Genomic DNA, 23054 nt, shown 5'->3' with positions numbered 1-23054 from the left:
GTTGTCATGGCAACCATGAAAGCGGCGGTGTTCGTTGAGCCCGGCCGAATCGAGGTACAGGAGCGGCCGGTACCGGCGATCGGGCCGACCGATGCATTGCTCCGGGTCACAACCACAACGATTTGTGGCACCGACGTCCACATCCTGAAGGGCGAGTATCCGGTCAAACCGGGATTGATCGTCGGCCATGAGCCGGTTGGCGTCATCGAGGCCCTGGGCGATGCGATCACGGGCTACCAGGTGGGGCAGCGGGTGATTGCCGGAGCCATTACGCCCTGTGGGCAGTGCCATCCCTGTCTGGATGGCGACAGCAGCCAGTGTGGCGGGCAGGCCATGGGCGGCTGGCAGTTGGGGAATACCATCGATGGCTGTCAGGCGGAATACGTCCGCATTCCCAATGCCCAGGCGAACCTGACGCCGGTGCCGGATGGCCTGACCGATGAGCAGGTGTTGATGTGCCCCGACATCATGAGCACCGGTTTTGGCGGTGCGGAAAGCGGCCATATCCGAATCGGCGATACTGTTGCCATCTTCGCCCAGGGCCCGATTGGGCTGTGTGCAACGGCCGGCGCCAAGCTGATGGGCGCCACCCGCATTATCGTGGTGGATGGTGTGGACGAGCGGCTGGAAGTCTCGCGGCGCCTCGGCGCCGATCATGTGATCAATTTCAATCGCCAGAACCCGCTGGAAGCAATCAACGAGTTGACCGCCGGACGTGGCGTCGATGTCGCGATCGAAGCATTGGGCACCCAGCAGACGTTCGAGTCCTGCCTGCGTGCCCTGCGTCCGGGCGGTACCTTGTCCAGCCTGGGCGTGTATTCCGGCAAGCTGACCCTGCCATTGGATGCGATGGCAGCAGGTTTGGGCGACCATCGGATTGTCACGACGTTATGCCCCGGCGGCAAGGAGCGAATGCGACGCCTGATGACGGTCATCGATTCCGACCGGGTGGACCTGACGGCGATGGTGACTCACCGGTTCCGGCTCGATGACATCGTCGACGCCTATGACCTGTTCTCGAACCAGCGCGATGGTGTCCTTAAGGTGGCGATTACACCGTGACGTGCCCGCGTCTGGAATGGCTGTCCGCCCGACTCAAGCCTGCCCGTGGTGGCACCAGGCAAGGGCGGGGTTTCGCTCCCCGCCCTTGATGAAGGCGCCTTTATCGAAAGAGACCTGGCTCCCTAGTTTTCCATCCCTGCCGCACTGACCTGGAACTGACCTGTCAGTTGCTTGAGCTTGTGAGCGGCGCTGTGGGTCATTTCCGAGCTCGCATTGAGGTGGGCGATCACGGTGGTCATGGTTGTGGCGCTCTCGGCGACACCTGAGGTCTGCCGGGTCTGGGTCTCGTTGGTCTGTTCGATACCGGCGATGGCTGAGAACAGCTTTTCCACCATGTGGTGCAGTGTGTCGTTATCGGCCGTCGCCGTTTCTGCATGCTGCAGGCGCTGCTCCATCTCCGTCATGCCATCCTGCATGGTGGCGACGGCCTGCTTGGTTTCTTCCTGCACCCGCTGCAATCGCTCTTCGATTTCCTGGGTGGCTTTTGCGGTCCGGCTCGCCAGTTGACGAACCTCGTCGGCGACCACGGCAAAGCCGCGGCCATGTTCGCCGGCGCGGGCCGCCTCGATTGCGGCGTTCAGGGCCAGCAGGTTGGTTTGCTCGGCGATGGCGCTGATTTCCGCCGCCGTCCGGGTGATCTCTTCGGTCCGGTCGTTGGCGGCCTGGATGCTATCCGCCGACTTGCTCACGACTTCCCGGATGCCCTCCGCCTCACGGCTGATCATCGTGAACTGTTCCCGGGCCCGGGTCACCACTTCGTCCATACTGGTCCGCATTTCGTGGGCGGTGGTGGAGGCATTCTCGATTTCCTGCTGCTGTTGCCGAGCGCCTTCTACCATGGCTTCGATGTCCTGCATCACCTGTTGGATGTTCTCGTCCGCCAGCCGGTTCTGATCCAGCAGGCGACTGCTGGCCGAGCGTGAATCGGTTGCCAGGGTGATGACCTGGCCGACCATGCCGTCAAGGCTGTCGATGAAGCTGTTGATCCATCGCGCCAGGTCACCGGTTTCGTCGCGTTTCATGGTGGCTACATCGAGGCGCTGGCGCAGGTTGCCGCCGCCCTCGGCGATATTGCGGATCACATCGGCCATGGTCGACATCCGCCTTGCCAGAGGCCCGGCGGTGCTGGCTCGAAAGATGCCGATCCCCAGTAGTGACAGGCCAATCTGGCTGACAGCTTCGATCCAGAAGGGCACGTCAAAATAAGCCAGCGCGATGCTGGTCAGGCACAGGACTGTAACGAAAAAACCGAAGCGGGCCGTTAATTGATGGGCGACGGAACGGCGGCGGTAAACCTCTTCCAGATCCCCCTCGCACATCATGCCCCAGCGGTCCGGTGAGCCGGGCATCTGGAAGGTAACGCCCTTGCCGATCACGGGAATATGCCGGTAATCGGAATAGCCCGGGTATTTCACATACAGGTTTTCTCCCCGGGCGATGGTTTCCCGCACGCCCGGATGGAGTTGCCCGGTTGCCGGGTCGGTAAAGCGGATCTCGAACTCTGTGTGATTCTTGATGCCCACAGTGCCGAAGCCGGTGCGGATACCTTCCTTGAGGTTGTCGCCATGGCTGAATGTCGCGTCCTCGAAGCGCGAACGTGACAGCGCTGCGCCCTGGGGGATCGAGGGATCGAACTGGCTGTCGATCATGAAAATGTAGTTGTCACCGGATTCCTCGAAAACATGGCCGGCTTCACGCTGGATCAGGTCGCTCATGACATCGTTGGGAATCCGGGCGCAGACTGCGGCACGCTCCCCATTCGGGCCGGTGAACGGATGGTAGAACATCAGTGTGATGGCATCGTGGAAGCGGGACGAGGTAGCCCCGAGTTCCAGGGTTACCGGGTCGCTGTATGGGCCATGCAGGAAGCGTTCGTTGAGGCCCTTGCTGACAGCCCGGTCGCTCAGGTCGCTGGCACCTTGCCGCCGCTGGCAGGTCGAAGCGATCACCTTACCGTGTTCGTCGATCACGAAAAGCTCGGCGATCTCCCGAAGCCTTGGTGCCGCGCCGGCCATAATGCTGGATGCGTTGTCCGGATAGCCCGGTTCAAGCCGTTCCCGAAGGCTGTCCAGGAACGCCCATTTGTTGTCTGCCCAGTGACGCAGGGCGTTGACCCGTGTATTTGCAACGCCCTCAAAAATCTGTTCATTCGTCCGGTACATGTTCCGATTCAGGAAACAGGACCAACCCATCGTGAGTTTGCCTGTGTGTCCAAGCCAGGGTAACCAACGACGTTCCTTGTTCGTCAGGTGCATGGAGTCGCTTTTTAAAGTCATGAGAGTCGCCTCTTGGCCCAACGTGCTCGCCCGGCAGCACCATAACGGGGCGAGGAGCAGTTATCGGTTAACCGCTTTGTTTTCTGTTTGAGTGGTGCTGTTTCAGTTGCCTGCAATCTTTGGGCCTGGAAATAATTCGCAAGCTACGTGTGACGCGGTTCTCTTAAGATGCCTTTGTTGGTGTATCTTGGTGCGAAATCGGGTTTGGTGTTCTGTTGTAGTGCATGGCGGTCGGTTGCCGTAAGGCGGTTGACCGGCTTGGTCTGTGGCTGGACATTGGTCAGAATGAGTGGACACCGGCGTTGCGCGAAAAAGTGATGTCATGACGACGATTTGAAACTCAAGCCACTACAATAAACCCATACAGTTGCGTGTAGGCGGGAGACATCGGACTTTCGTGAATGTCCGTATCTCCCGGTTCAGGTAAACAAGCCGAAGCATGAGAGCGCGTGTGAACTTTTCTGAGATCAAGGAACGTATCAACAAGGTGGAGCAATGGATTCTGGCCAATCCCAATCCACCGCGGCATTGGCCCTGGACCTGGCTTTACCGGGCTGGTCGTACGGCCTATGCCGTGGCCCGGGATGTGATCAATGGTCAGTTGACGCTCCACGCCATGAGCCTGGTCTACACGACGTTACTCAGTATTGTGCCGTTGCTGGCTCTCAGTTTTTCCGTACTCAAGGCATTGGACGTTCACCAGCGCATCCAGCCACTGCTGTTCCAGTTCTTCGAACCGATGGGGCAGCAAGGCATCGAGATGGCCGAGAAGATTCTCAGCTTCGTCGATAACATCAAGGTCGGCGTGCTGGGCTCGGTGGGCCTGGCGCTACTGGTCTACACCGTCATTTCTCTGGTCCAGAAGACCGAGCGGTCGTTCAACATGATCTGGCGGGTGCCGCAGATGCGCTCTCTGGCCCAGCGTTTCAGTAACTATCTCAGCGTGATTACCGTCGGGCCGCTGCTGATCGTTTGTGCCATCGGTATCACGGCCACGATCTTTTCGTCCACTTATGTGCAGGCGTTGATGGCGGTGCAGCCGTTCGGGGCGCTGATCCTGTTCGCCAGCCGATTCACGCCCTTTTTCCTGGTGGTGCTGGCGTTCATTTTCGTTTACATCTTTATTCCCAATACCCGTGTCAAATTCCGCTATGCCGCCATTGGCGGTCTGATTGCCGGGGTTGCCTGGCAGGCTGGCGGGATGCTGTTTGCATCGTTCGTTGCCGGATCGGCCCGTTACGCGGCCATCTACTCCAGCTTCGCTATCGGTATCGTGTTGCTGATCTGGCTGTACCTGAACTGGCTACTCCTGCTGATCGGCGCCAGCATCGTCTATTACCTGCAGAATCCCGGTGCTGTAGCCAAGCGTTACCAGGTGCGCTACTCACCGGAATTGCAGGAGCAGGTGGCTATGGTGATGATGTGGCTGGTGTGCAAACCGTTCAGTGAAGGTAAGCATGCACCCCAGCAGGAGAAACTGGAGCATCAGATGGGGGTGCCGGGGGAAGTGACCCGGCGGGTCAGCGACAAGTTGATCCGGGGTGGCTTACTCAACCTGGCCGGTGCCAACGGTGACTGTCTGGTGCCCGGGCGGGCCCTGGACCTGATCACCATCGATGACATCCTGTATGTGGTCCGGGCCGACGAGGATCATCTCACACGGCGTTTGCCCAAGGTCTTGCCCGCCGAACTGCATGCCCGTTTTAGCCGCGATCCACGCACCATGTCCGAGGTGCTGCATCACGCATCCGCGTCCAGGGACTTCGAATCTCGGATGTAGCGATACTGGCCGCGCTTGCGCAGCCCAGGCAGATGCTTCGGGCGGAGGCCTGCCGGGCGTCAGGGATGCGGGGCCTCCCGCAGCATGGTCAGCAGTGTGGTGCGAATCCTCACGAACGTTGGCTCGTCCAGTTGCAGGGCACGTAGCAATTGCTCTTCCGGCAGGTTGCGCTGGTGGGCATGGCGCAGCACTTCACGGGTTCCCAGAATGATGCCGTCATTGATGGGTGTGTGTGGCCCGCTGGGGGCCGGGCGCTCCGCCGTCATCAGGTAAGCCTGGTATTGGGGGGGGCAGGTCCCAGCGCGCCGACAGCAGGCGGGCGACATCCCATTCGTGGGTGTGCAGGGCCGTGCGGATAATGGCGGGTTCCGGCAGACCGGCCTGGTTCTGGGACCGGTAGATCCGCGTCACTTCCCGGCGCAGGGTGATATAGGTGAGTGCCGGCACCAGGCTGACCAGGAAAAAGGCGTTGCCGTCGGCGCCCTGGGAACGGGCGATCAGCTCGGCCGACCGGGCGCAGCTCAGTCCCCAGCGCCAGACCCGCTGCGTGAATAGCGCTTCCTGGTTGGAGCGGGCGGTCATCATGGGGCGCATGACGGCGGCCGCGGCCACACTGCGCACGCCATCCAGTCCCAGCAGGAATATCGCATGTTCCACGGACTCGATCGGCTGGTCGCTGGGTCGGAAAAAGGGGCTGTTGGCCACATGCAGCAATTGTTCGGTGAGGGCCGGGTCACCGAGGATGATGCCGGCCAGTTCGTGGCGGCTGATGTCTTCCGCGGAAAGGGCCCGCATGAGCATCGGCAGGACGGCGGGCTGGCGCGGCAACTCCATGAGCCTGCCGTTGTCCAAACGCGTCTGCAGTTGGGCCAGTACCATGGGAGCGTTGGGGGTGTCCCGCTCAAGTTCGGCGGGGGACGCATTCAACAGCCAGCAGAACAGGTGGCCTTCGAGTTGGGTCAGGGCGTCGCGAGTTTGTTCCGCGTCCGCTGGGTCTGTGCCGACTGCATTCAGGAGTCCGCTGCCGGGTCGGAGGGTTTCCTCCGGCGTTGCAGTTTTTGCTTTAATCCATTGAAACAGGCGCCACATCCTTACGGCCTCGTGCAGTCGCGACTTCCCGTCTGTGAAAGACGTCACATTTTTAAGCGTAAGATATTGCTACACGAGGGTGCCCTTGTGCAAGGCACATCGGACGTCAGATAAGCTGCTCGCCGAACACGAAGATAAACTGGGCCACACCGGCGGCAAAACCCAGTGCCGCACCGACCAGGATCAGCTTGATCTCGTCTTCCTGGAAACAGGGGCGCAGCAGGTCCTGGAATTCCTCGGAGCTGAGCGCCACCATGCGCTCGACCATAATGCTCTCTACTGCCTCGGCCCGATCTTTCTCGAACACGGGGTTATTGAACGAGGAGGAGGAAATCTCCAGCGCTTTCTCGCCGACCTTGTTCTTAAGGGTGGCAAAACCCGTAGGGCCAAACGCCATCTGGGTCAGCGCCTTGGCCATGCCGGCCGTCTCGTCCACCAGCGGCTTGATATGCTTGCGCACCATGTTCCTGGCGCGATCGCCGTTAGGACCATTGAGCACCGCATTGATGATGTTGCCGACGGTGAGGATTTCGTGGGTGACGATGTAGCAGAACGATTCCGCCACTTCCCGCTGGCGCTTGAGGAACAGGCCCTGCAATCGGATTGGGCCTACCTTGCGCTCGCGCAGCGGACGGAAGATGACGTTCAGTGCGATCCAGTTGGTGGCCCAGCCCACCAGCAGCCCGAAGAAGGGCAGGACCCACCAGGACTGGTAAAAGTACCAGACCGCCATCTGCACCAGCCCGAACAGGAAGCCGAAATAGAGGCCGGAATTCACGATGAAGCGAAATTCCTTCTCGCCGCACTCGAGGAAGATGCGGTTGAGCAGTCGCTTGTCTGTAGCCAGTTGCTCGATGACCATGCCCTTGATGTCCAGCAGGCCCTCGATATTGACCGACAGGTCGTCCACCAGATTGTCCACCAGTTGCGGAGTGGAACGGCGTACCCGGTCGTAGACCATCTTGCGGGCGGAGGCGGGCAGGTTTTCCCAGAACGTGGGGTATTCCCGCAGCATCAATTCGTCGACGTATTCTTCGGTGCGGGGTTCGACGGTCTGGATCACGTATTCGGCCAGAACCTGTGGGTCGATCTGCTCGAAGATCTCGCGCACGGTGCCAATCTTGGAAATGGTGGCGTCCACGCTCTTGGCGGCCATCTTGCGCGCCTTGGAAGGGATGATGCCCTGCCAGCCCCAGATGGGCCGCACACCGATGAATTCCAGCGGATAGAACGTCATCTTGATGGCCAGCCAGTTGGTGACCCAGCCGATCAAGGCGGCAATAACGGGGATACTGAGGTATTGCCAGAATTCGGTGCTGTGCAGCAATTCGCTCATGCGTACGACTCGTTTGGTCCGTTATCGTTGTGGTCCGGGGCAAGGCCTTTCGGTGGTGCCATCGCGGTGCTTCATCCTTGGCGGTGGGTCACCGGGCGGGGATGCGCTCTGGCATCTTCTGCATCCGCCCCAAAAGTGTCAATGACGCTGGCGCAGGAACGTGCGGTCAGCACGATCAAAGCGTGTCGCCGTGTGCCGCTTCGGTGGGTTTGCTCCGGAGTCGTTCGGTCGCCCCCTCGATCAGCGATAGCAGCACAGGCACCACCAGAAGGATCAGGAACGTGCCGGTGGCCAGGCCGAAGGCGATGCTCACCGCCATGGGAATCAGGAACTGAGCCTGCAGCGAGGTTTCGAACAGCAGGGGCAGCAAGCCGCCGATGGTGGTCAGGGATGTGAGCAGCACCGCCCGCAGGCGTTGGCAGGAGGCTTCCACCAGCGCTTCCCGCGCCGGCATCCCGCCCTCGCGCAGCTCCTGGTAGAAGGTTACCAGGATGATGGAATCGTTGATGACGATGCCGGACAGCCCGAACATGCCAAACAATGAGAGGATGGTCAGGTCGATGCCCAGCAGCAGGTGCCCGAGAATGGCGCCACAGAGGCCGAAGGGAATCGCAATCATCACCGCCAGCGGCCAGGTATAGGCGGCGAATACCCAGGCCAGGATGATGTAGATCATCGCCAGGCCGATCAGGGCGCCCGAAGCCATGTCCTGGCCCGTCTCGCGTTGCTCTTCGGCCTTGCCCTTGAATGTGGTCCGTACGCCGTACCGGCTCTGCAACTGGGGGATGGCCTTTTGCTGAAGCTCGGCCAGCACCTGGTTGGCGTTGGTGACCTTGTTGTCCACATCCGCGGTGACGTGCACGCCGAGCTGACCGTCGGTATGGCGCAGCAGGGCCAGCCCGCGGCGGGACTCGAGGTTGATCACGTTGGCCAGCGGCGTGGTATCGCCAGAGGATGTCACGATGGGCAGCGTGTCCAGGGTGCGCTGCAGGTCCCGCTCGGCCTTGGGCAGCATGATGCGCACTTCCACTTCATCGTGGCTGTCGTAGAACACCTGCAGGAGCTGGCCGTCCAGGGCAGCGCGCATCTGGCGGCCCACGTCGTCGATGGTCAGCCCCAGGCTCTGGGCCAGTGGCGTGAGGGTAAAGATGTACTGCTGCTTGCCCCAGGGCAGGTCGTCGAGAATGTCGGTCAGTCCCTGGTATTGGCCCAGGCTGGCCTTGAGGGATTCGGCGGCCTGCTTGAGGGTGCCGGCATCGGCGCCGGTGATGAAGATGTCCAGCGGTTTGCCCGGCGGCCCGCCCTGGGGGCTGGTGATCGACAGCTGCTCGATGCCGGCCCGTTTGGGCAGGGCGTCACGCCAGGCGGCAATGAACCGGGGGTTGCGGATCTCGCGGGCGTCCGGCTCGGTCAGTTCCACCGACACCATGGCGTACTGCTCGCCCCGTTCGGTGGAGCGGCCGCCGTCAAACGAGCCGCGGTTCAGCTCCAGTACCGCCATTTTCACCAGCGGATTGTCTTTGCCCAGTGCATCGCTGGTTTGCCACAGCGCGTCTTCCATTTGCTGGCCATAGGCCTTCACCGCTGACGGCGGTGTCCCGGCCGCGAATTTCACGCTGGCGACGATGCGGGTGGATTCCGGCGTGGGGAAGAAGGTAAAGCGTACGTGACCCGAGGCCACCAGCACCACGCTCAGCGCAAGGGCGCAGCCGGTACCGACCAGAACCGTGGCGCGGTTTTTCAGGCTCCATTCCGCCATGGGCCGGAAGGTGTGGTCGCGAAATCGATTGAATGCCCGGTCCAGTTTCTGGCGCAGCGGGCCTTCCTCGCGATGGTGATGCTTGTGGAAGGACGCCCGCAGGTGCCCGGGCAGGATCAGGAAGCTTTCGATCAGCGAAGCGATGATCACACAGATCACCACGAACGGAATGTCCTTCAGGATCTGACCGATGATGCCGCTGACCAGCATCAGGGGCAGGAAGGCCGCGATGGTCGTCAGGGACGAACTCATGACCGGGACCAGCATGCGCCGGGCGCCCCCTTCGGCGGCCTGCAGGGATCGCTCGCCTTTCTGGTAGTGGGTCATCGCATCCTCGGCCACCACGATGGCGTCGTCCACGATGATCCCCAGCGCCATGATGAGCGCGAACAGGCTGACCATGTTGATGCTGCCGCCGTTCAGCCAGAGGATGGCGAGCGTCCCCATGAACGAGATGGGAATCCCCGCAGCTACCCAGAAGGCGATGCGGCCGTTGAGGAAAATGAACAGGATACCCACCACCAGGATCAGACCGCTCAGGCCATTCTTGAGCAGCAGGTTGATGCGGTCGACGATCAGCTCGTAGTTCTCATCGAACGTGATCAGCTTGACCCCGTCCGGCAGCGAGGGGCGGGTGTCATCCAGCCAGTTGAGCATGATGTCCGCGGAACTGAGGGCATCGCTGGTCTCCGCCCGCTGCAGCTGCATCAGCACCGCCGGCTGGCCCTGGTAGAACACCTCCACCGCGTTGTCCTTGGGGCGCAGACTGATGTCGGCAATGTCGCCCAGGGTGAGGCGGCGGCCGTCGGCGGTGCTCATGATCGGCATGCGGCTGAATTCCGCCGCCGTGCGACCCTTCTCCAGGCTGCGGATTTCCCGCGCCGATTCTTCCTCACCCACGGTGCCGGCCGGAATATCCTGGCTCTGACCCAGAATCCGCTGACCCAACTGGGGCAGGGACTGGCGAAGCTCCGCAATGCGATCGCTGCCCACCTCGATGGCGATTTCCCGATCCGGCAGGCCGGTCATTTCCACCTTGGCCACGCCACGGTTGAGCAGCTCATCTTCAAACCGGTAGGCCAGTGGACGCAGGGCTTCCAGCCGCACCGGGCCGGTCAGGATGACGCTGGCGATGGCCTCGTTGCGGATGAACTTGCTGATTTCCGGGCGCTCGGCATCGCTGGGCAGGTTGCGGACCAGCCCCACATGCTCGTTCACCTGATCCAGCGCGATGCCCATGTCCGAGCCTTCCTCGTACTCGATGACGATGTTCGAGTAGCCCAGGGAGGAGGTGGAGCGCATCTCCTTCACGTTATCCAGGTTGCGCAGTTCCTGCTCCAGCGGGGTGGTGATGGAACGGGCCACATCCTCGGCGCTGGCGCCGGGCCAGACCACGTGCACGGTGATGAAATCCGTGGCGAAGTTGGGGAAGAACTGGCGGTTGAGGCCGGTCAACGCGTAAACGCCGGCCAGCACCATGATCAACATCAGCAGGTTGGCGGCCACCTTGTGCCGGGCAAAGCGGCCCAGCAGATCCTGGCGATGCTCGCTGCGCGGATCAGCCATTGTCCGGTGCTCCGTCCATGACGCTGACCTTCAGGCCCGTAATGGCATTGGGAAGCTGGGTCGCAAGGATGCGATCGCCGTCCTGCAGCTGGTCCGTGCGAATCAACAGGAACTGGCGGTCCTGCTCGAAGCGGTCGCCCATCACCTGCACATCCAGCGATTCCAGACGACCGTCTTTCACCCGGTACAGGGTGTGCTCATCATAAAGCGAGGCCACCGGCACGGAGAACAGGTTCGGTTCTTGGGGCAGCTCCAGGGAAATGTCCAGGGTTCGGTTCAGTGCCGCAGCCGGGGCGTCGTCCGTGAAACGGAACAGTCCGTCCATGCCGCCCGCACCGCTGTTCACCTGTCCGGACAGGCGCGTCAGGTGGAGTTTCCGGGAAACACCGCCCAGGCGCGTCGTGGCCGTCAGTTCTTGATCGGTCGCCAGGGCCTGTTGAATCGTGACGATGCGGTTCATGGGAATCTGCGCGCGGACTTCCAGGTCGTCGCTGGCGTAGAGGCTGATCAGCGGCTCGCCGGGCCGGACCCGTTCGCCGGGGCTGACGTCGATCTCGGTGATGGTGCCATCGAAGGGCGCGTGGATGCGCGTGCGGCCCAGATCGAGCCTGGCCTGAGCCAGCAAGGCATTGGCGCGGTCCAGTTTGGCTTGCAGCGACTTCAGGCGGCTGTCGTGATTCGCCACCGCAAGCTGGCGGTTGACCAGCGAAATCTCGGCGCCTTGCAGCGCTTCCCGGGCCTGATCCAGGCGGGTCTGGCTGTTGAGGTTGGATTCGGACAGGCGTTGTTCGCGATCCAGCGCGCGCTGGGCCAGGGCCACCAGAGACTTTTCCCGCTCCAGCAGCTTCTTGTCGGCATCGTACTGGTTGCGCTCCTGGGCGATCTGACTTTCCAGCTCGGCCACGTCGGCCTGGCGCTGGTCCACCAGCAGGCTGACCTCGTCGTCCTCCAGCTCCAGAATGACGTCACCCTTGCTGACGTGCTGGCCCTCAAGACGGATCAGGCGGGCCACATCGGCCGTCACAGCGGCGCTCAGCGTGGACCGGAACGGCGTTTCCACGCGCCCCAGCAGGCGCAGTTGCGGCGAGCGGCTGGCGGACTGGATGACCGTCGTCTGGATCGGCCAGGCCTTTTCTTCCGGGTTGCTTTCCGGAGGCGTCGGGCGCAGGGCGATCAACAGGCTGGCGATACCGATGGCCACGAGGACCAACAGGACAGGAAGCAATCGCCGCCGGCTAAGGCGGAATCGAGTGGATGCGTGCACGGCCTGAACTCTCAGCAGTTGTTATGGCCCGGGTTAATGTCGGGCTGCTTATTGTGGTGTCTCAGTGATTGGACAGTGCGTGTCCAATACGCCGCATTCTAGAGGGTTTTGCGCCGCGCCGCATGATCGAACGCAATTAGGGAGCTTCTGATCAACTGTGGTGTTGCTGTCCGTCGCCCCAGAGCCAATGACAGATGGACAGCGCCGCGACCGGGGCGGTTTCCGTACGCAGGACACGCGGGCCCAGCGCGGCGGCGATAAAGCCGGCCTGCTCGGCGGCGGCGATTTCCGCCTCGCTCAACCCGCCTTCCGGCCCGATCAGCAGGGCCAGGCGAGTGGGTGTGGCCAGACCGGTCAGCGACTGCTCGGTGCGGTGATGCAGCACCAGTCGCAAGTCGTCCTCGCCGGTCGTGACAAACCAGTCGTCCAGCGTCATCACCGGCTCAATGGTCGGCACCATCGCCCGACCGCATTGTTCCGCCGCACTGATGGCCACTTGCTGCCAGTGGCGCAGGCGTTTGTCTTCCCGGTCGCCCTTGAGCTTGACCTCGCAGCGTTCGCTGACCAGCGGGGTAATGCGGTCGACGCCCATTTCCACGCTTTTCTGGATGGCGTAATCCATACGATCCCCGCGGGACAGGACTTGCCCAAGGTGCACGCGCAGCGGCGATTCGGCCGTATTGGCGACGGGCTCGCCGACCCTTACCTGCACCGATTTCTTACCGACATCGGTCAGGGTCGCCGGGTAGTCGTAGCCATCGCCGTTGAACAGCTCGATGGCCTGCTCTGGCTGCATACGCAGCACACGGCCCACGTGGTTGGCGGCGTGGGCGTCCAGCTCGACGGTCTGGCCGGCGACCAGGGTCACCGGCGAATAAATACGAGGGATGCGCAAGTCGTGTACCTCAGTCCTGGGTCGCGATCTCGATGCCTTCGGTCGCCACCTGGGCCAGATGCCGGATCTGCTCTTCGGTGATCACGTAAGGCGGCATGAAGTAGATTACGTTGCCCAGTGGCCGCAGCAGCGCCTGGCGGGTCAGGGAGTGACGATAGACCCGGATGCCACGACGCTCCTGCCAGGGGAAGGGCGCCTTGCTGGCCTTGTCCTTGACCATTTCGATGGCCATGGTCATGCCGTGCTGGCGGATGTCGCCCACATGCGGGTGATCGGCCAGGTGCGCCACGGAATTGGCCATGCACTGGGACAGGCGCCGGTTGTTCTCGATGACGTTGTCGTCGCGGAAGATGTCCAGCGTGGCCAGGGCGACGGCGCAACCGATGGGGTTGCCGGTGTAGCTGTGGGAATGCAGGAAGGCCTTCATGGTCTCGTAGTCGTCGTAGAAGGCGTCGTAGACGTCATCGGTCGTGAGCACGACGGACAGTGGCAGGTAGCCCGCCGTCAGGCCCTTGGACAGGCACATGAAATCCGGTGTGATGCCGGATTGCTCGCAGGCGAACAGGGTGCCGGTACGGCCGAAGCCCACGGCGATCTCGTCGGCAATCAGGTGTACGCCGTACTTGTCGCAGGCTTCCCGCAGCTTGGTGTGGTAGATCGCGTGGTGCATGCGCATGTTGCCGGCGCACTGGATCAGCGGCTCGACGACGACCGCGCAGATCTCATCGTGGCGTTCGGCCAGAATCTTGTCCATCGCCTCGAACTGGCGCAGGGCATAGTCTTCCCAGCTTTCGCCTTCCTCTCGGTTGAATGCATCCGGCGAGGGCGCGGTGATGACTTCCATCAGCAGCGGTTCGTAGGTGTCCTTGTAGAGCGGCACGTCACCGAGGGCGAGGGCGCCCAGGGTTTCACCGTGGTAGCTGTTGCCCAGGTTGACGAAGTTTTTCTTGCCCGGTTTGCCGTGGTTGCGCCAGTAGTGATAGCTCATCTTGAGCGCGGCTTCGATGGCGGAGGAGCCGTTGTCCGCATAGAAGCACTTGCTCAGGCCGTCAGGGGTGACTTCGATCAGTCGTTCGGAGAGATTGACCACCGGCTCGTGGGTGAAGCCGGCCAGCATGGCGTGCTCGAGTTGCTCGGTCTGCTCGCGAATGGCGGCGTTGATCCGCGGATTGGCGTGGCCGAACAGGTTGACCCACCAGGAGCTGACCGCATCGATATAACGATTCTCTTCAAAGTCTTCCAGCCAGACGCCTTCGCCGCGCTTGATGGGAATCAGCGGCAGGCTCTCGTGATCTTTCATCTGGGTGCAGGGGTGCCAGACGGTCTTGAGGTCCCGCTTGACGATGTCGGCGTTGCGCATGGTTCTCTCCTCTGACGGCACGGGGCGGGTGGGGCGTTTGAGCTTTCCCGTTTGTTGTGGCCCCGGCAACGAAAAATTCGGATTCGCAATGATACGGGTGCCGAGGGGGTAGGCGCCAGCGCAGGCCATTACCCATATGGCTGAGGCTGGCCAATCTGCCCCATCCGCAGGCACCGGCGGCCAATGGCCCGGCCGTGGCCGTCGTGGAAGATGGAACCAACGATAAGACAGGAGACACAGCATGAAGTTTGACGTAGTGCACCCGTACGATGCGAGTCTGGATACCGTGCTGGGTGCCTTCTTCGACGAGCAGCATATTCAGGAAAAGAACGATCGGCTGGGGCATCGGAACGTTCAGGTTCGCGAACTCAAGTGTGACGATACCGCGGGCAAGATCGTGGTGGAGCGGGAAATGACCACATCGGTGAAAGTACCCGGTGCCCTGGCCGGTTTTCATCGGGAGTGGAACGCCGTTCGTCAGGAAGAGCACTGGTTCCGCAAAGATCAGGGCGAATGGCACTGCGAATTCCGAGTCAGGATCGATGGCGTGCCCGCCAAGATCCAGGGCAATATGCAGCTCAAGGGCGCGGGCGGCGAGGCCTGCACCAACCACGTGTCGCTGGACGTGCGCTGCGAAATCCCGCTGCTGGGGAAGAAGATCGCTCAGTTTCTGGTGGAAGATACCCGCATCAAGATTGAACAGGAATACGACGCCACGCGGGGCATGCTCTGAGCATACAGAGCACTCCAGAGTATATTGGTAGACGTAGGTTGGGCTGACGCAGGAAGCCCAACAACCCAGGTCATCGCGAATCCCCATATCGTCGCAACCCTGGGCGGCAGGCGACAGTGTTCCGTTGGGCTTCCTGCGTCAACCCAACCTACGAGTCTCTGAAGCAAAAAAGGGAGCCGAATGGCTCCCTTTCGTCGTCTGGGCAAACTGCCGTCAGTGCTTCAATACCCGAGACAGGAACGACTGTGTCCGTTCGTTCTGTGGGTTGTCGAACACCGCTTCCGGCTTGCCTTCCTCGACGATCTGACCGCCGTGGATGTAGATGACGCGGTCCGCCACTTCCCGGGCAAAGCCCATTTCGTGGGTCACGACCATCATGGTCATCCCTTCCTTGGCCAGTTCCCGCATGACGTCGAGTACTTCGCCGATCATCTCCGGGTCCAGGGCCGAGGTGGGCTCATCGAACAGCATCAGGCGCGGTTCCATGGCCAGGGCACGGGCAATCGCCACCCGCTGCTGCTGGCCGCCAGACAACTGGGTCGGGTACTTCTCCGCCTGGTTGGCGATACCGACCCGATCCAGCAGTTTCATGGCGATGTCGGCCGCGGCGGACTTGTCGGTGCTCTTCACCTTCATCGGCGCCAGCATGATGTTCTCTTTCACCGTCAGATGCGGGAACAGATTGAACTGCTGGAACACCATGCCGACTTCCTTGCGGATGGCTGCGAGGGACTTCTGGTTGCCCCCCTTGGGCTCCAGCGGTTGCTGATCCACCACCAGTTCGCCGGACTCATACTCTTCCAGGCCGTTGACGCAGCGGATCAGCGTCGACTTGCCGGAGCCACTGGCGCCGATGATCACGACCACTTCGCCGGACTGGACCTCCAGGTCGATGTCCTTGAGGACATGGTGATCGCCGAAATACTTGTTCAGGCGCTGCATGCGCACGATCTTTTCCATGGTCAGCCTCCGTCAGCTCGATGCCAGTCCGCGACGCTCGGCAAAGCGCAGCAGGAACGACAGGGTCAGGGTGATGGCGAGGTACAGCAGGGCCACCATGAAATACACCTCGAACGCGGTGAAGGTGGTCGCGATGTAGATCTGGCCCTGACGGACCAGTTCGCCCACACCGATGACGGAGAACAGGGACGTGTCCTTGATGCTGACAATCGCCTGGTTGCCCAGCGGCGGAATCATGCGACGCAGGGCCTGCGGCCAGACCACGGACCAGAAGGTCTGCGAGCGGGACAGGCCGAGCGATACGCCGGCTTCCGTCTGGCCCTTGTCGATGGACTGAACGCCACCGCGGACCACTTCGGAAATATAGGCGCCGGAGTTCAGCGCAATCGCCGCGATGCCCGCGGTGAGCGCGTTGATCGGGCCGCCGACGATGTCCGGCAGACCGTAGAAGATGAACAGGACCTGTACGAGAATCGGGGTGCCCCGGAAAATCTCGATGTAGGCGGTCGCGGGCCAGCGCAACAGGCGGTTGCGGCTGAGGCTGGCCAGACCCATGAAGATCCCGATGAGGAAGCCGATCAGCAGGCCGCCAAAGGAGATCAGCAGGGTATAGGGGATGCCTTTAAGCAGATAGGGCACCGAGCCAAAGGCGGCGCTCCAATCGAATTCAAAGCCGGATGCCACGGTTCGTTTCTCCAGTGTCTAAACAAAAAAACGCAGGGTACCGCGAGGTACCCTGCGCTGTTTTCATTGGATTTACTGGTCCTCCGGCATCGGGCCGAACCACTTCTCGTAGATGTCCTTGTAAGTACCGTCTTCCTTCATGCTGGCCAGGGCGTCGTTGACCTTGCCCAGCCACTTGCTGCCACTCTTCAGGGCGATGCCGTACTGCTGGCCTTCGTACAGCGGACCAACGGTGGTCACGCGATCCTTGCCCTTGGTGCGGGCGAAGTAACCCACGTTCGGGGCATCGTAGAACACCGCGTCGACGCTGCCGGACATCAGGGCCATGTACATGTCGGCACTGCCGGGATACGGCGTCACACCGTCGTCGTCATCGATGTTCTTGGTCAGGTAGTCGTAGCTGGTGCTGCCGATCTTGGTGCCGACCTTCTTGCCTTCCAGGTCGTCGACGGTCTTGATGGAATCGTCGCCTTTCTTGATCAGCAGGCGCAGACCGGAATCGTAGTACGGGTCAGAGAAGTCGACGATCTCTTCCCGCTCTTTCGTGATGGTGATGCCGGCCAGGGCAATATCCACGTTACCGGTCTGCAGGGCCGGGATAATGCCGTTGAAATCCATGGTGTTGAGTTTGTAGTCGAAGCCCGCGCGCTTGGCGACTTCAGCGAGGATGTCCATGTCGAAGCCGACCATTTTGCCGGAATCCTGGTCCATCATCTCGAACGGGACGAAGCTCGGGTCGGTCACGGCGCGCAGGGTCTCTGCGCTGACCATTGTGGTGCCCAGGGTCAGGGCGAGGGTCGCACTCACGGTCTTCAGCCATTTGGCGCTCATAGTTCCTCCTGGTTTCTTTTTTTGGGTATCTGATTCTGCTTTTGGCAACGACGTCACGAGACCGCAAGTCTCGCGATGGACGGGGATTTCTCCCAATCAGAATAGTTTAGACCATGGCGGCAAAGGGTATGGAAAGTCAATTTTGAAGACATCGACTGAAGTCGTATTGACGGTTTTCTGGCAGGAAAATTGCCCGGCCATGGAGGCCCGGCCGGGCGCAGGATAGCGACGATCAGAACGCGATCTTGTCGCGCTGGGCCAGGCCCAGATTGTTCCAGATGCTCACACTGGCGTTGGCCTGGTTCAGCGTGTAGAAGTGCAGGCCGGGAGCGCCTGCGTCCAGCAGCTTCTCACACATGCGCGTGACGATTTCCTCGCCGAACTGGCGGATGCTCTCGCTGTCGTCGCCGTAGGCTTCCAGCTGTTTGCGGATCCAGCGGGGAATTTCGGCCCCGCACATCTCCGAGAAGCGCGCCAGGTTGGTGTAGTTGACGATGGGCATGATGCCCGGCACGACCGGAATGGTGATGCCCATCTTCTCCAGCCGATCGATGAAGTAGAAATAGCTGTCGGCGTTGAAGAAGTACTGGGTGATGGCACTGTTGGCGCCGGCTTCCACCTTGCGGGCGAAGTTTTTCAGGTCTTCCTCGGCACTGCGCGCCTGGGGGTGAAACTCCGGGTAGGCGGCCACTTCGATGTTGAAGGCGTCGCCGGAATGCTCGCGAATGAAGCTCACCAGTTCGTTGGCGTAGCGCAGTTCGCCGGCTGCCCCCATGCCCGAGGGCAGGTCACCGCGCAGGGCGACGATTCGGTTGATGCCGTTGTCCTTGTACAGGTCCAGCAGCTCGGCAATGCTCTCGCGGGAACCGCCCACGCAGGACAGGTGCGGAGCGGTGGAGATGCCCTGTTTATGCAGGCTGAGCACGGTGTCGATGGTGCGGTCGCGAGTCGAGCCGCCGGCGCCAAAGGTTACGGAGAAGAAGTCGGGATTCGCTTCGGCCAGCTTGTCGCGGACGACCTGGAGTTTTTCCTTGCCCTGATCCGTCTTGGGCGGGAAGAACTCGAAGCTGAAGCGTCGCTTGAACTGTTTCTGGGATTCCATGGGATTGCTCTGTCACTGTCGGCGCGGCCGTGCAGCCGCGCCGTACTTCACTGTTGGGCAGGCGGGCGCCGCAGCACCCGCACTCCGTGGGACCGGATCAGTACTTGTAGGAATCCGGCTTGTACGGGCCTTCCACATCAACGCCGATGTACTTGGCCTGTTGCGGCGTCAGCTTGGTGATGGTGCCACCGAAGCCTTCCACCATGGCGCGGGCCACTTCCTCGTCGAGGTGCTTGGGCAGGACCTGGACGTAAACGCCTTTCGCACGGGCGTCTTCCGGCAGATCGGCAAAACGACGCTCGAACAGGTACATCTGCGCCAGAACCTGGTTGGCGAAGGAGCCGTCCATGATCCGGGACGGGTGACCGGTGGCGTTGCCCAGGTTCACCAGGCGGCCTTCGGACAGCAGGATCAGGTAGTCGCCGGCGGCCTTGTCACGGTGGATCAGGTGCACCTGCGGCTTGATCTCCTCCCACTCCCAGTTCTTGCGCATGTAGGCGGTGTCGATCTCGTTGTCGAAGTGGCCGATGTTGCAGACCACGGCGCCCGCCTTGATGTTCTTCAGCATGTTGGCGTCGCAGACGTTGACGTTACCGGTGGTCGTGACCAGCAGGTCGGTGTTCTGCAGCAGGTCGCGGTTGATGGCGGCCTCGGTGCCTGTGTTGATGCCGTCGACGTAAGGAGAGACGACTTCAAAGCCGTCCATGCACGCCTGCATGGCGCAGATCGGGTCGGCCTCGGTGACCTTCACGATCATACCTTCCTGGCGCAGGGAAGCGGCTGAGCCTTTACCGACGTCGCCGTAACCGATGACCAGCGCCTTCTTGCCGGACATCAGGTGGTCGGTCGCGCGCTTGATGGCATCGTTCAGGCTGTGACGACAACCGTACTTGTTGTCGTTCTTGGATTTGGTGATGGCGTCGTTGACGTTGATCGCCGGCACTTTCAGGGTGCCTTCGCGCAGCATTTCCTGCAGGCGGTGAACGCCGGTGGTGGTCTCCTCGGTAACGCCGTGGCAGTTGGCCAGGATATCGGCGTATTTCTCGTGGAGCAGGGCCGTCAGGTCACCGCCGTCGTCCAGGATCATGTTCGGCTCCCAGCCGTCCACGTCTGCACCGACGGTGCGCTCGAGACACCAGTCGTATTCCTCATCGGTTTCGCCTTTCCAGGCAAAGACCGGGATACCCTGCGCTGCGATGGCCGCCGCGGCGTGATCCTGGGTGGAGAAAATGTTGCAGGAAGACCAGCGAACCTCGGCACCCAACGCCACCAGCGTCTCGATCAATACGGCAGTCTGGATGGTCATGTGGATACAGCCCATGATCTTGGCGCCGGCCAGCGGCTGCTCGCCCTTGTACTTGTTGCGCAGGGCCATCAGCGCCGGCATCTCGCTCTCGGCGATCATGATTTCCTTGCGGCCCCATTCGGCCAGGGAGATGTCACGGACCTTGTAGTCCTGGTTTGTATTCAGTTGTTCAGCCGGTGTGCTCATTGTCTGTGCTCCTGGTTCTGGTGACGTTGCCGCGACATTCGCCGCAACGCGATGATTCACTATTTGCTCCCCTCTCCCCTGGAGGGAGAGGGGCCGGGGGAGAGGGGGTGATTCGAACGGCAGAGTGGCCTGCTACCCCCTCTCCCCAAACCCCTCTCACGCAAGGGGCGAGGGGCTTTAACAGGGTGTGGCTAAAGCGCCGGGAATCAGATACCCGCGGCATCCTTCAGCGCGGCGGCCTTGTCCGTCTTCTCCCACGGGAAGGCGGTGAAGGTCTTGCCGCCGACGGTCATCTCGAACGGCTCGCGACCAAAGTGGCCGTAGGCCGCCGTCGCGCGGTACATCGGGTGCAGCAGGTCCAGCATGCGGGTGATCGCATACGGACGCAGGTCAAAGTGCTGGCGGACCAGCTGGACAATCTTGTCTTCCGCGATCTTGCCTGTGCCGAAGGTGTTGATGGAGATGGAGGTCGGCTCGGCCACGCCGATGGCGTAGGAGACCTGGATTTCACAACGATCCGCCAGGCCCGCAGCGACGATGTTCTTGGCCACGTAACGGCCGGCGTAAGCGGCGGAACGGTCGACCTTGGACGGGTCCTTGCCGGAGAACGCGCCACCACCGTGACGGGCCATGCCGCCGTAGGTATCGACGATGATCTTGCGGCCGGTCAGGCCACAGTCGCCCACCGGGCCGCCGATCACGAACTTGCCGGTCGGGTTGATGTGGAACTTGGTGTCCGCGTGCAGCAGCTCGGCCGGCAGCACGTGCTTGACGATCAGCTCCATCACCGCGTCTTTCAGGTCCGCCTGGCTGACGTTCGGGTCGTGTTGGGTGGACAGGACCACGGCATCGATGCCGGTCACGCGGCCGTTCTCGTAGCGGCAGGTGACCTGGCTCTTGGCATCCGGACGCAGCCACGGCAGCAGGCCGTTCTTGCGCGCTTCGGCCTGGCGCTCCACCAGACGGTGGGCGTAACAGATCGGCGCCGGCATCAGCACGTCAGTTTCGTTGCTGGCGTAGCCGAACATCAGGCCCTGGTCGCCGGCGCCCTGGTCTTCCGGCTTCTGGCGGTCGACGCCCTGCGCGATGTCGACGGACTGCTTGCCGATGATGTTGATCACACCACAGGTGTCGCCGTCGAAGCCGACGTCGGAAGAGGTATAGCCGATGTCCTTGATCACCGAGCGCACCAGATCTTCCAGGTCGACCCAGGCGGAGGTGGTGATCTCGCCGCCGACGATCGCCACGCCGGTCTTGACCATGGTTTCACACGCCACGCGGGCGTTGGGATCTTCGGTCAGGATGGCGTCCAGAACCGCATCGGAAATCTGGTCGGCCAGCTTGTCCGGATGGCCTTCGGACACGGACTCGGACGTGAAGATGCTGTAGTCAGACATGCTTGCGAATTCCTTTTTGTTCAGGCGGCTTATCGCGCCGCAACATGTTGATGAAACAAAGGGTTTAAACCACGTGTGGTTGAAGGTTGCGCCATCACTGGCTTTCCGGTTTCCGGAATTCACGAACCTGAATCTGGAAACCGTTTCTTAATCCGATAAACAGGGTTTCACCGGTCTCCAGACCGGCATCACGGGCCCAGGCGCTCAGCTCTTCGGGCTCGAAACCCAGCCAGAGATCGCCACAATTGGCCTTGGCCCAGTTCTGGTCGTGGCTGCACAGATCACTGATGACGAGATAACCGCCATCGCGCATCAGCGCCGCCGCGTCCACGAAAATGTCCGCCGGACTCGGGACGTGGTGGAGCACCATGTTCGCAACCACCAGGTCGAAGCCGCCGGTGTGTGTTGACCGAAGGCGGTCGGCTGTCCCTTCGATCAGCACCACATTGCCCAGGCCGGCGTCGTCGCAACTGGCTTGCGCCTTGGACAGCATGTCGCGGGAATTATCCACCGCCACCACCTGCTCGCTGACCCGGCTCAACTCCGTCAGGAAGGCGCCTTCCCCGGGGCCGATTTCCAGGCTGGTCTGCCAGCGCTGTCCGCCGGCCTTTTGCTCGATCAGACCGGTCACAGGCTCGGCATACTGGTCAAACGCCGCAATCAACTCCTGCTGCTCCCGGAATTGTTCGGCATGCCGGGCAAAGAAGGCCTGGGACTGATCCGCCCGCTGGTCGCGGATTTCCTGGATGCGTTCGCTCAAATGAATGGGCAATACCACCTGGTCCACCAGTTCGAACACCTGATGCACCGCGCGATCGGCCAGGGACTCCACATTGGAGCGTAGCGGCCGCCGGTAGAAAATCGCGTTGCCTTCCCGCTGCGGCTCCAGCAGACCCGCCTGGCTCAGCACCTTGAGGTGATGGCTCATGCCGGACTGGCGCATCTCGAAGATGCGGCTGAGTTCCAGTACCCCGAACGTATCCCGCTGCAGTACCCGCAGAATCTCCAGGCGCAACGGATCGCCGCTGGCCTTGAGAACCGGCGCCAATACATCCAGCGCAGCCGGCTGGTCGGCGGAGAGGGGGGCGATACTGTTCATGGGGTGCAGTTTAGGTGCTGTTCAAAATAGGATCAATAATTATATCAAAAAATTTTGATATAGGTCTCGAGGGGGTGAGGGATTGGCCTCAGCCAACATCTTCAGATTGCCGCTGGAGATCCGGTTGTGTGTTTCTTTTCAGCCTCCAGGCAGGCCTATTTCCAAAGCTTTCCGAGACTTCGATGCCAACCTTGGCAAACTCCTTTATGCGGCGTTTGAATCTTTCCCGGAATTTCCCGGGGATGCATTTGCCCATTGCCTGCCTAATCGGCGAAAATATGCGCCTTCTAGATTTCGGGCCCGGGTTCCGGTGCGGCCAACGCCGTGCTGGAGTCCGCTTTGAAAGCCGTTGTATACCCTGGAGATAAT

The 23054-nt window shown here is 61.6% G+C and carries 18 protein-coding genes; 3 read left to right on the top strand and 15 right to left on the bottom strand.

Annotated elements, in window-relative coordinates; all coding sequences use genetic code 11:
• Positions 1-6: 6 nt before the first annotated feature.
• On the top strand, positions 7-1062 hold the full coding sequence (locus tag J3364_RS09520) for an NAD(P)-dependent alcohol dehydrogenase (RefSeq protein WP_349558134.1): 1056 nt from the start codon (positions 7-9) through the stop codon (positions 1060-1062).
• Positions 1063-1184: 122 nt separating this feature from the next.
• On the opposite strand, the gene J3364_RS09515 is transcribed toward J3364_RS09520, so the two are convergent.
• Positions 1185-3338: a methyl-accepting chemotaxis protein gene (locus tag J3364_RS09515; protein ID WP_349558133.1), complete on the bottom strand. Its 2154-nt coding sequence runs from the start codon at positions 3336-3338 to the stop codon at positions 1185-1187.
• A 451-nt stretch (positions 3339-3789) separates the two neighbouring features.
• On the opposite strand from J3364_RS09515, the gene J3364_RS09510 reads away from it, so the two are divergent.
• Positions 3790-5118 carry a YihY/virulence factor BrkB family protein gene (locus J3364_RS09510; protein ID WP_349558132.1) on the top strand — a complete coding sequence of 443 codons (1329 nt, stop codon included), beginning with the start codon at positions 3790-3792 and terminating at the stop codon, positions 5116-5118.
• Positions 5119-5177: 59 nt separating this feature from the next.
• On the opposite strand, the gene J3364_RS09505 is transcribed toward J3364_RS09510, so the two are convergent.
• The 7 genes from J3364_RS09505 to J3364_RS09475 all read right to left on the bottom strand — a co-directional run bounded on the left by J3364_RS09505 (position 5178) and on the right by J3364_RS09475 (position 14387).
• On the bottom strand, positions 5178-5384 hold the full coding sequence (locus J3364_RS09505; protein ID WP_349558131.1) for a hypothetical protein: 207 nt from the start codon (positions 5382-5384) through the stop codon (positions 5178-5180).
• Positions 5335-6207, bottom strand: coding sequence for an HDOD domain-containing protein (locus J3364_RS09500; RefSeq protein ID WP_349558130.1), 873 nt, complete (start codon positions 6205-6207; stop codon positions 5335-5337). Before J3364_RS09500 ends, J3364_RS09505 begins: the two co-directional genes overlap by 50 nt.
• Before the next feature lie 106 nt (positions 6208-6313).
• Positions 6314-7543, bottom strand: coding sequence for a DUF445 domain-containing protein (locus J3364_RS09495; protein ID WP_349558129.1), 1230 nt, complete (start codon positions 7541-7543; stop codon positions 6314-6316).
• 175 nt (positions 7544-7718) lie between these two features.
• Positions 7719-10868, bottom strand: a complete 3150-nt coding sequence (locus J3364_RS09490; protein WP_349558128.1) for an efflux RND transporter permease subunit — start codon at positions 10866-10868, stop codon at positions 7719-7721.
• Positions 10861-12093: an efflux RND transporter periplasmic adaptor subunit gene (locus tag J3364_RS09485; protein WP_349558127.1), complete on the bottom strand. Its 1233-nt coding sequence runs from the start codon at positions 12091-12093 to the stop codon at positions 10861-10863. The genes J3364_RS09490 and J3364_RS09485 overlap by 8 nt, the downstream gene beginning before the upstream one ends.
• A 190-nt stretch (positions 12094-12283) precedes the next feature.
• Positions 12284-13027 (bottom strand): 16S rRNA (uracil(1498)-N(3))-methyltransferase, encoded by a 744-nt coding sequence (locus J3364_RS09480; RefSeq protein ID WP_349558126.1) that lies wholly within the window; start codon positions 13025-13027, stop codon positions 12284-12286.
• 10 nt (positions 13028-13037) lie between these two features.
• Entirely contained in the window at positions 13038-14387 is a 1350-nt protein-coding gene (locus tag J3364_RS09475) for an adenosylmethionine--8-amino-7-oxononanoate transaminase (RefSeq protein WP_349558125.1), read from the bottom strand.
• A 241-nt stretch (positions 14388-14628) separates the two neighbouring features.
• On the opposite strand from J3364_RS09475, the gene J3364_RS09470 reads away from it, so the two are divergent.
• Positions 14629-15120, top strand: coding sequence for a DUF2505 domain-containing protein (locus J3364_RS09470; protein WP_349558124.1), 492 nt, complete (start codon positions 14629-14631; stop codon positions 15118-15120).
• A gap of 213 nt (positions 15121-15333) precedes the next feature.
• On the opposite strand, the gene J3364_RS09465 is transcribed toward J3364_RS09470, so the two are convergent.
• The 7 genes from J3364_RS09465 to J3364_RS09435 all read right to left on the bottom strand — a co-directional run bounded on the left by J3364_RS09465 (position 15334) and on the right by J3364_RS09435 (position 22685).
• A complete protein-coding gene (locus J3364_RS09465) occupies positions 15334-16080 on the bottom strand; it encodes an amino acid ABC transporter ATP-binding protein (RefSeq protein ID WP_123635060.1) in 747 nt (248 codons plus the stop codon).
• Between the two features lie 12 nt (positions 16081-16092).
• Entirely contained in the window at positions 16093-16764 is a 672-nt protein-coding gene (locus J3364_RS09460) for an amino acid ABC transporter permease (RefSeq protein ID WP_123635061.1), read from the bottom strand.
• A 72-nt stretch (positions 16765-16836) separates the two neighbouring features.
• On the bottom strand, positions 16837-17595 hold the full coding sequence (locus tag J3364_RS09455; RefSeq protein WP_349558123.1) for a transporter substrate-binding domain-containing protein: 759 nt from the start codon (positions 17593-17595) through the stop codon (positions 16837-16839).
• Between the two features lie 232 nt (positions 17596-17827).
• Positions 17828-18697 (bottom strand): methylenetetrahydrofolate reductase [NAD(P)H], encoded by an 870-nt coding sequence (gene metF, locus J3364_RS09450; protein ID WP_349558122.1) that lies wholly within the window; start codon positions 18695-18697, stop codon positions 17828-17830.
• 97 nt (positions 18698-18794) lie between these two features.
• Complete coding sequence (gene ahcY, locus J3364_RS09445; protein ID WP_349558121.1) at positions 18795-20189, bottom strand: adenosylhomocysteinase; 1395 nt, start codon at positions 20187-20189, stop codon at positions 18795-18797.
• Between the two features lie 206 nt (positions 20190-20395).
• On the bottom strand, positions 20396-21586 hold the full coding sequence (metK, locus tag J3364_RS09440) for a methionine adenosyltransferase (RefSeq protein WP_123635065.1): 1191 nt from the start codon (positions 21584-21586) through the stop codon (positions 20396-20398).
• Between the two features lie 94 nt (positions 21587-21680).
• A complete protein-coding gene (locus J3364_RS09435) occupies positions 21681-22685 on the bottom strand; it encodes an ArsR/SmtB family transcription factor (protein WP_349558120.1) in 1005 nt (334 codons plus the stop codon).
• Positions 22686-23054: the final 369 nt, after the last annotated feature.

The organism is Marinobacter sp. NFXS9, from assembly GCF_040148665.1.
Taxonomy (GTDB): domain Bacteria; phylum Pseudomonadota; class Gammaproteobacteria; order Pseudomonadales; family Oleiphilaceae; genus Marinobacter_A; species Marinobacter_A mangrovi.
Note: the sequence above shows the minus strand (reverse complement) of the source record. Positions and strands in the feature narration are given on the sequence as shown.

Bases quoted from the DNA above. Each gene is read 5' to 3' on its own strand.
- J3364_RS09505 (WP_349558131.1), bottom strand. From the start codon at position 5,384: ATGACGGCGGAGCGCCCGGCCCCCAGCGGGCCACACACACCCATCAAT.
- J3364_RS09475 (WP_349558125.1), bottom strand. From the start codon at position 14,387: ATGCGCAACGCCGACATCGTCAAGCGGGACCTCAAGACCGTCTGGCAC.
- J3364_RS09515 (WP_349558133.1), bottom strand. From the start codon at position 3,338: ATGACTTTAAAAAGCGACTCCATGCACCTGACGAACAAGGAACGTCGT.
- J3364_RS09490 (WP_349558128.1), bottom strand. From the start codon at position 10,868: ATGGCTGATCCGCGCAGCGAGCATCGCCAGGATCTGCTGGGCCGCTTT.
- J3364_RS09520 (WP_349558134.1), top strand. From the start codon at position 7: ATGGCAACCATGAAAGCGGCGGTGTTCGTTGAGCCCGGCCGAATCGAG.
- J3364_RS09500 (WP_349558130.1), bottom strand. From the start codon at position 6,207: ATGTGGCGCCTGTTTCAATGGATTAAAGCAAAAACTGCAACGCCGGAG.
- J3364_RS09470 (WP_349558124.1), top strand. From the start codon at position 14,629: ATGAAGTTTGACGTAGTGCACCCGTACGATGCGAGTCTGGATACCGTG.
- J3364_RS09435 (WP_349558120.1), bottom strand. From the start codon at position 22,685: ATGAACAGTATCGCCCCCCTCTCCGCCGACCAGCCGGCTGCGCTGGAT.
- ahcY (WP_349558121.1), bottom strand. From the start codon at position 20,189: ATGAGCACACCGGCTGAACAACTGAATACAAACCAGGACTACAAGGTC.
- J3364_RS09455 (WP_349558123.1), bottom strand. From the start codon at position 17,595: ATGAGCGCCAAATGGCTGAAGACCGTGAGTGCGACCCTCGCCCTGACC.
- metF (WP_349558122.1), bottom strand. From the start codon at position 18,697: ATGGAATCCCAGAAACAGTTCAAGCGACGCTTCAGCTTCGAGTTCTTC.
- J3364_RS09465 (WP_123635060.1), bottom strand. From the start codon at position 16,080: ATGGAAAAGATCGTGCGCATGCAGCGCCTGAACAAGTATTTCGGCGAT.
- metK (WP_123635065.1), bottom strand. From the start codon at position 21,586: ATGTCTGACTACAGCATCTTCACGTCCGAGTCCGTGTCCGAAGGCCAT.
- J3364_RS09495 (WP_349558129.1), bottom strand. From the start codon at position 7,543: ATGAGCGAATTGCTGCACAGCACCGAATTCTGGCAATACCTCAGTATC.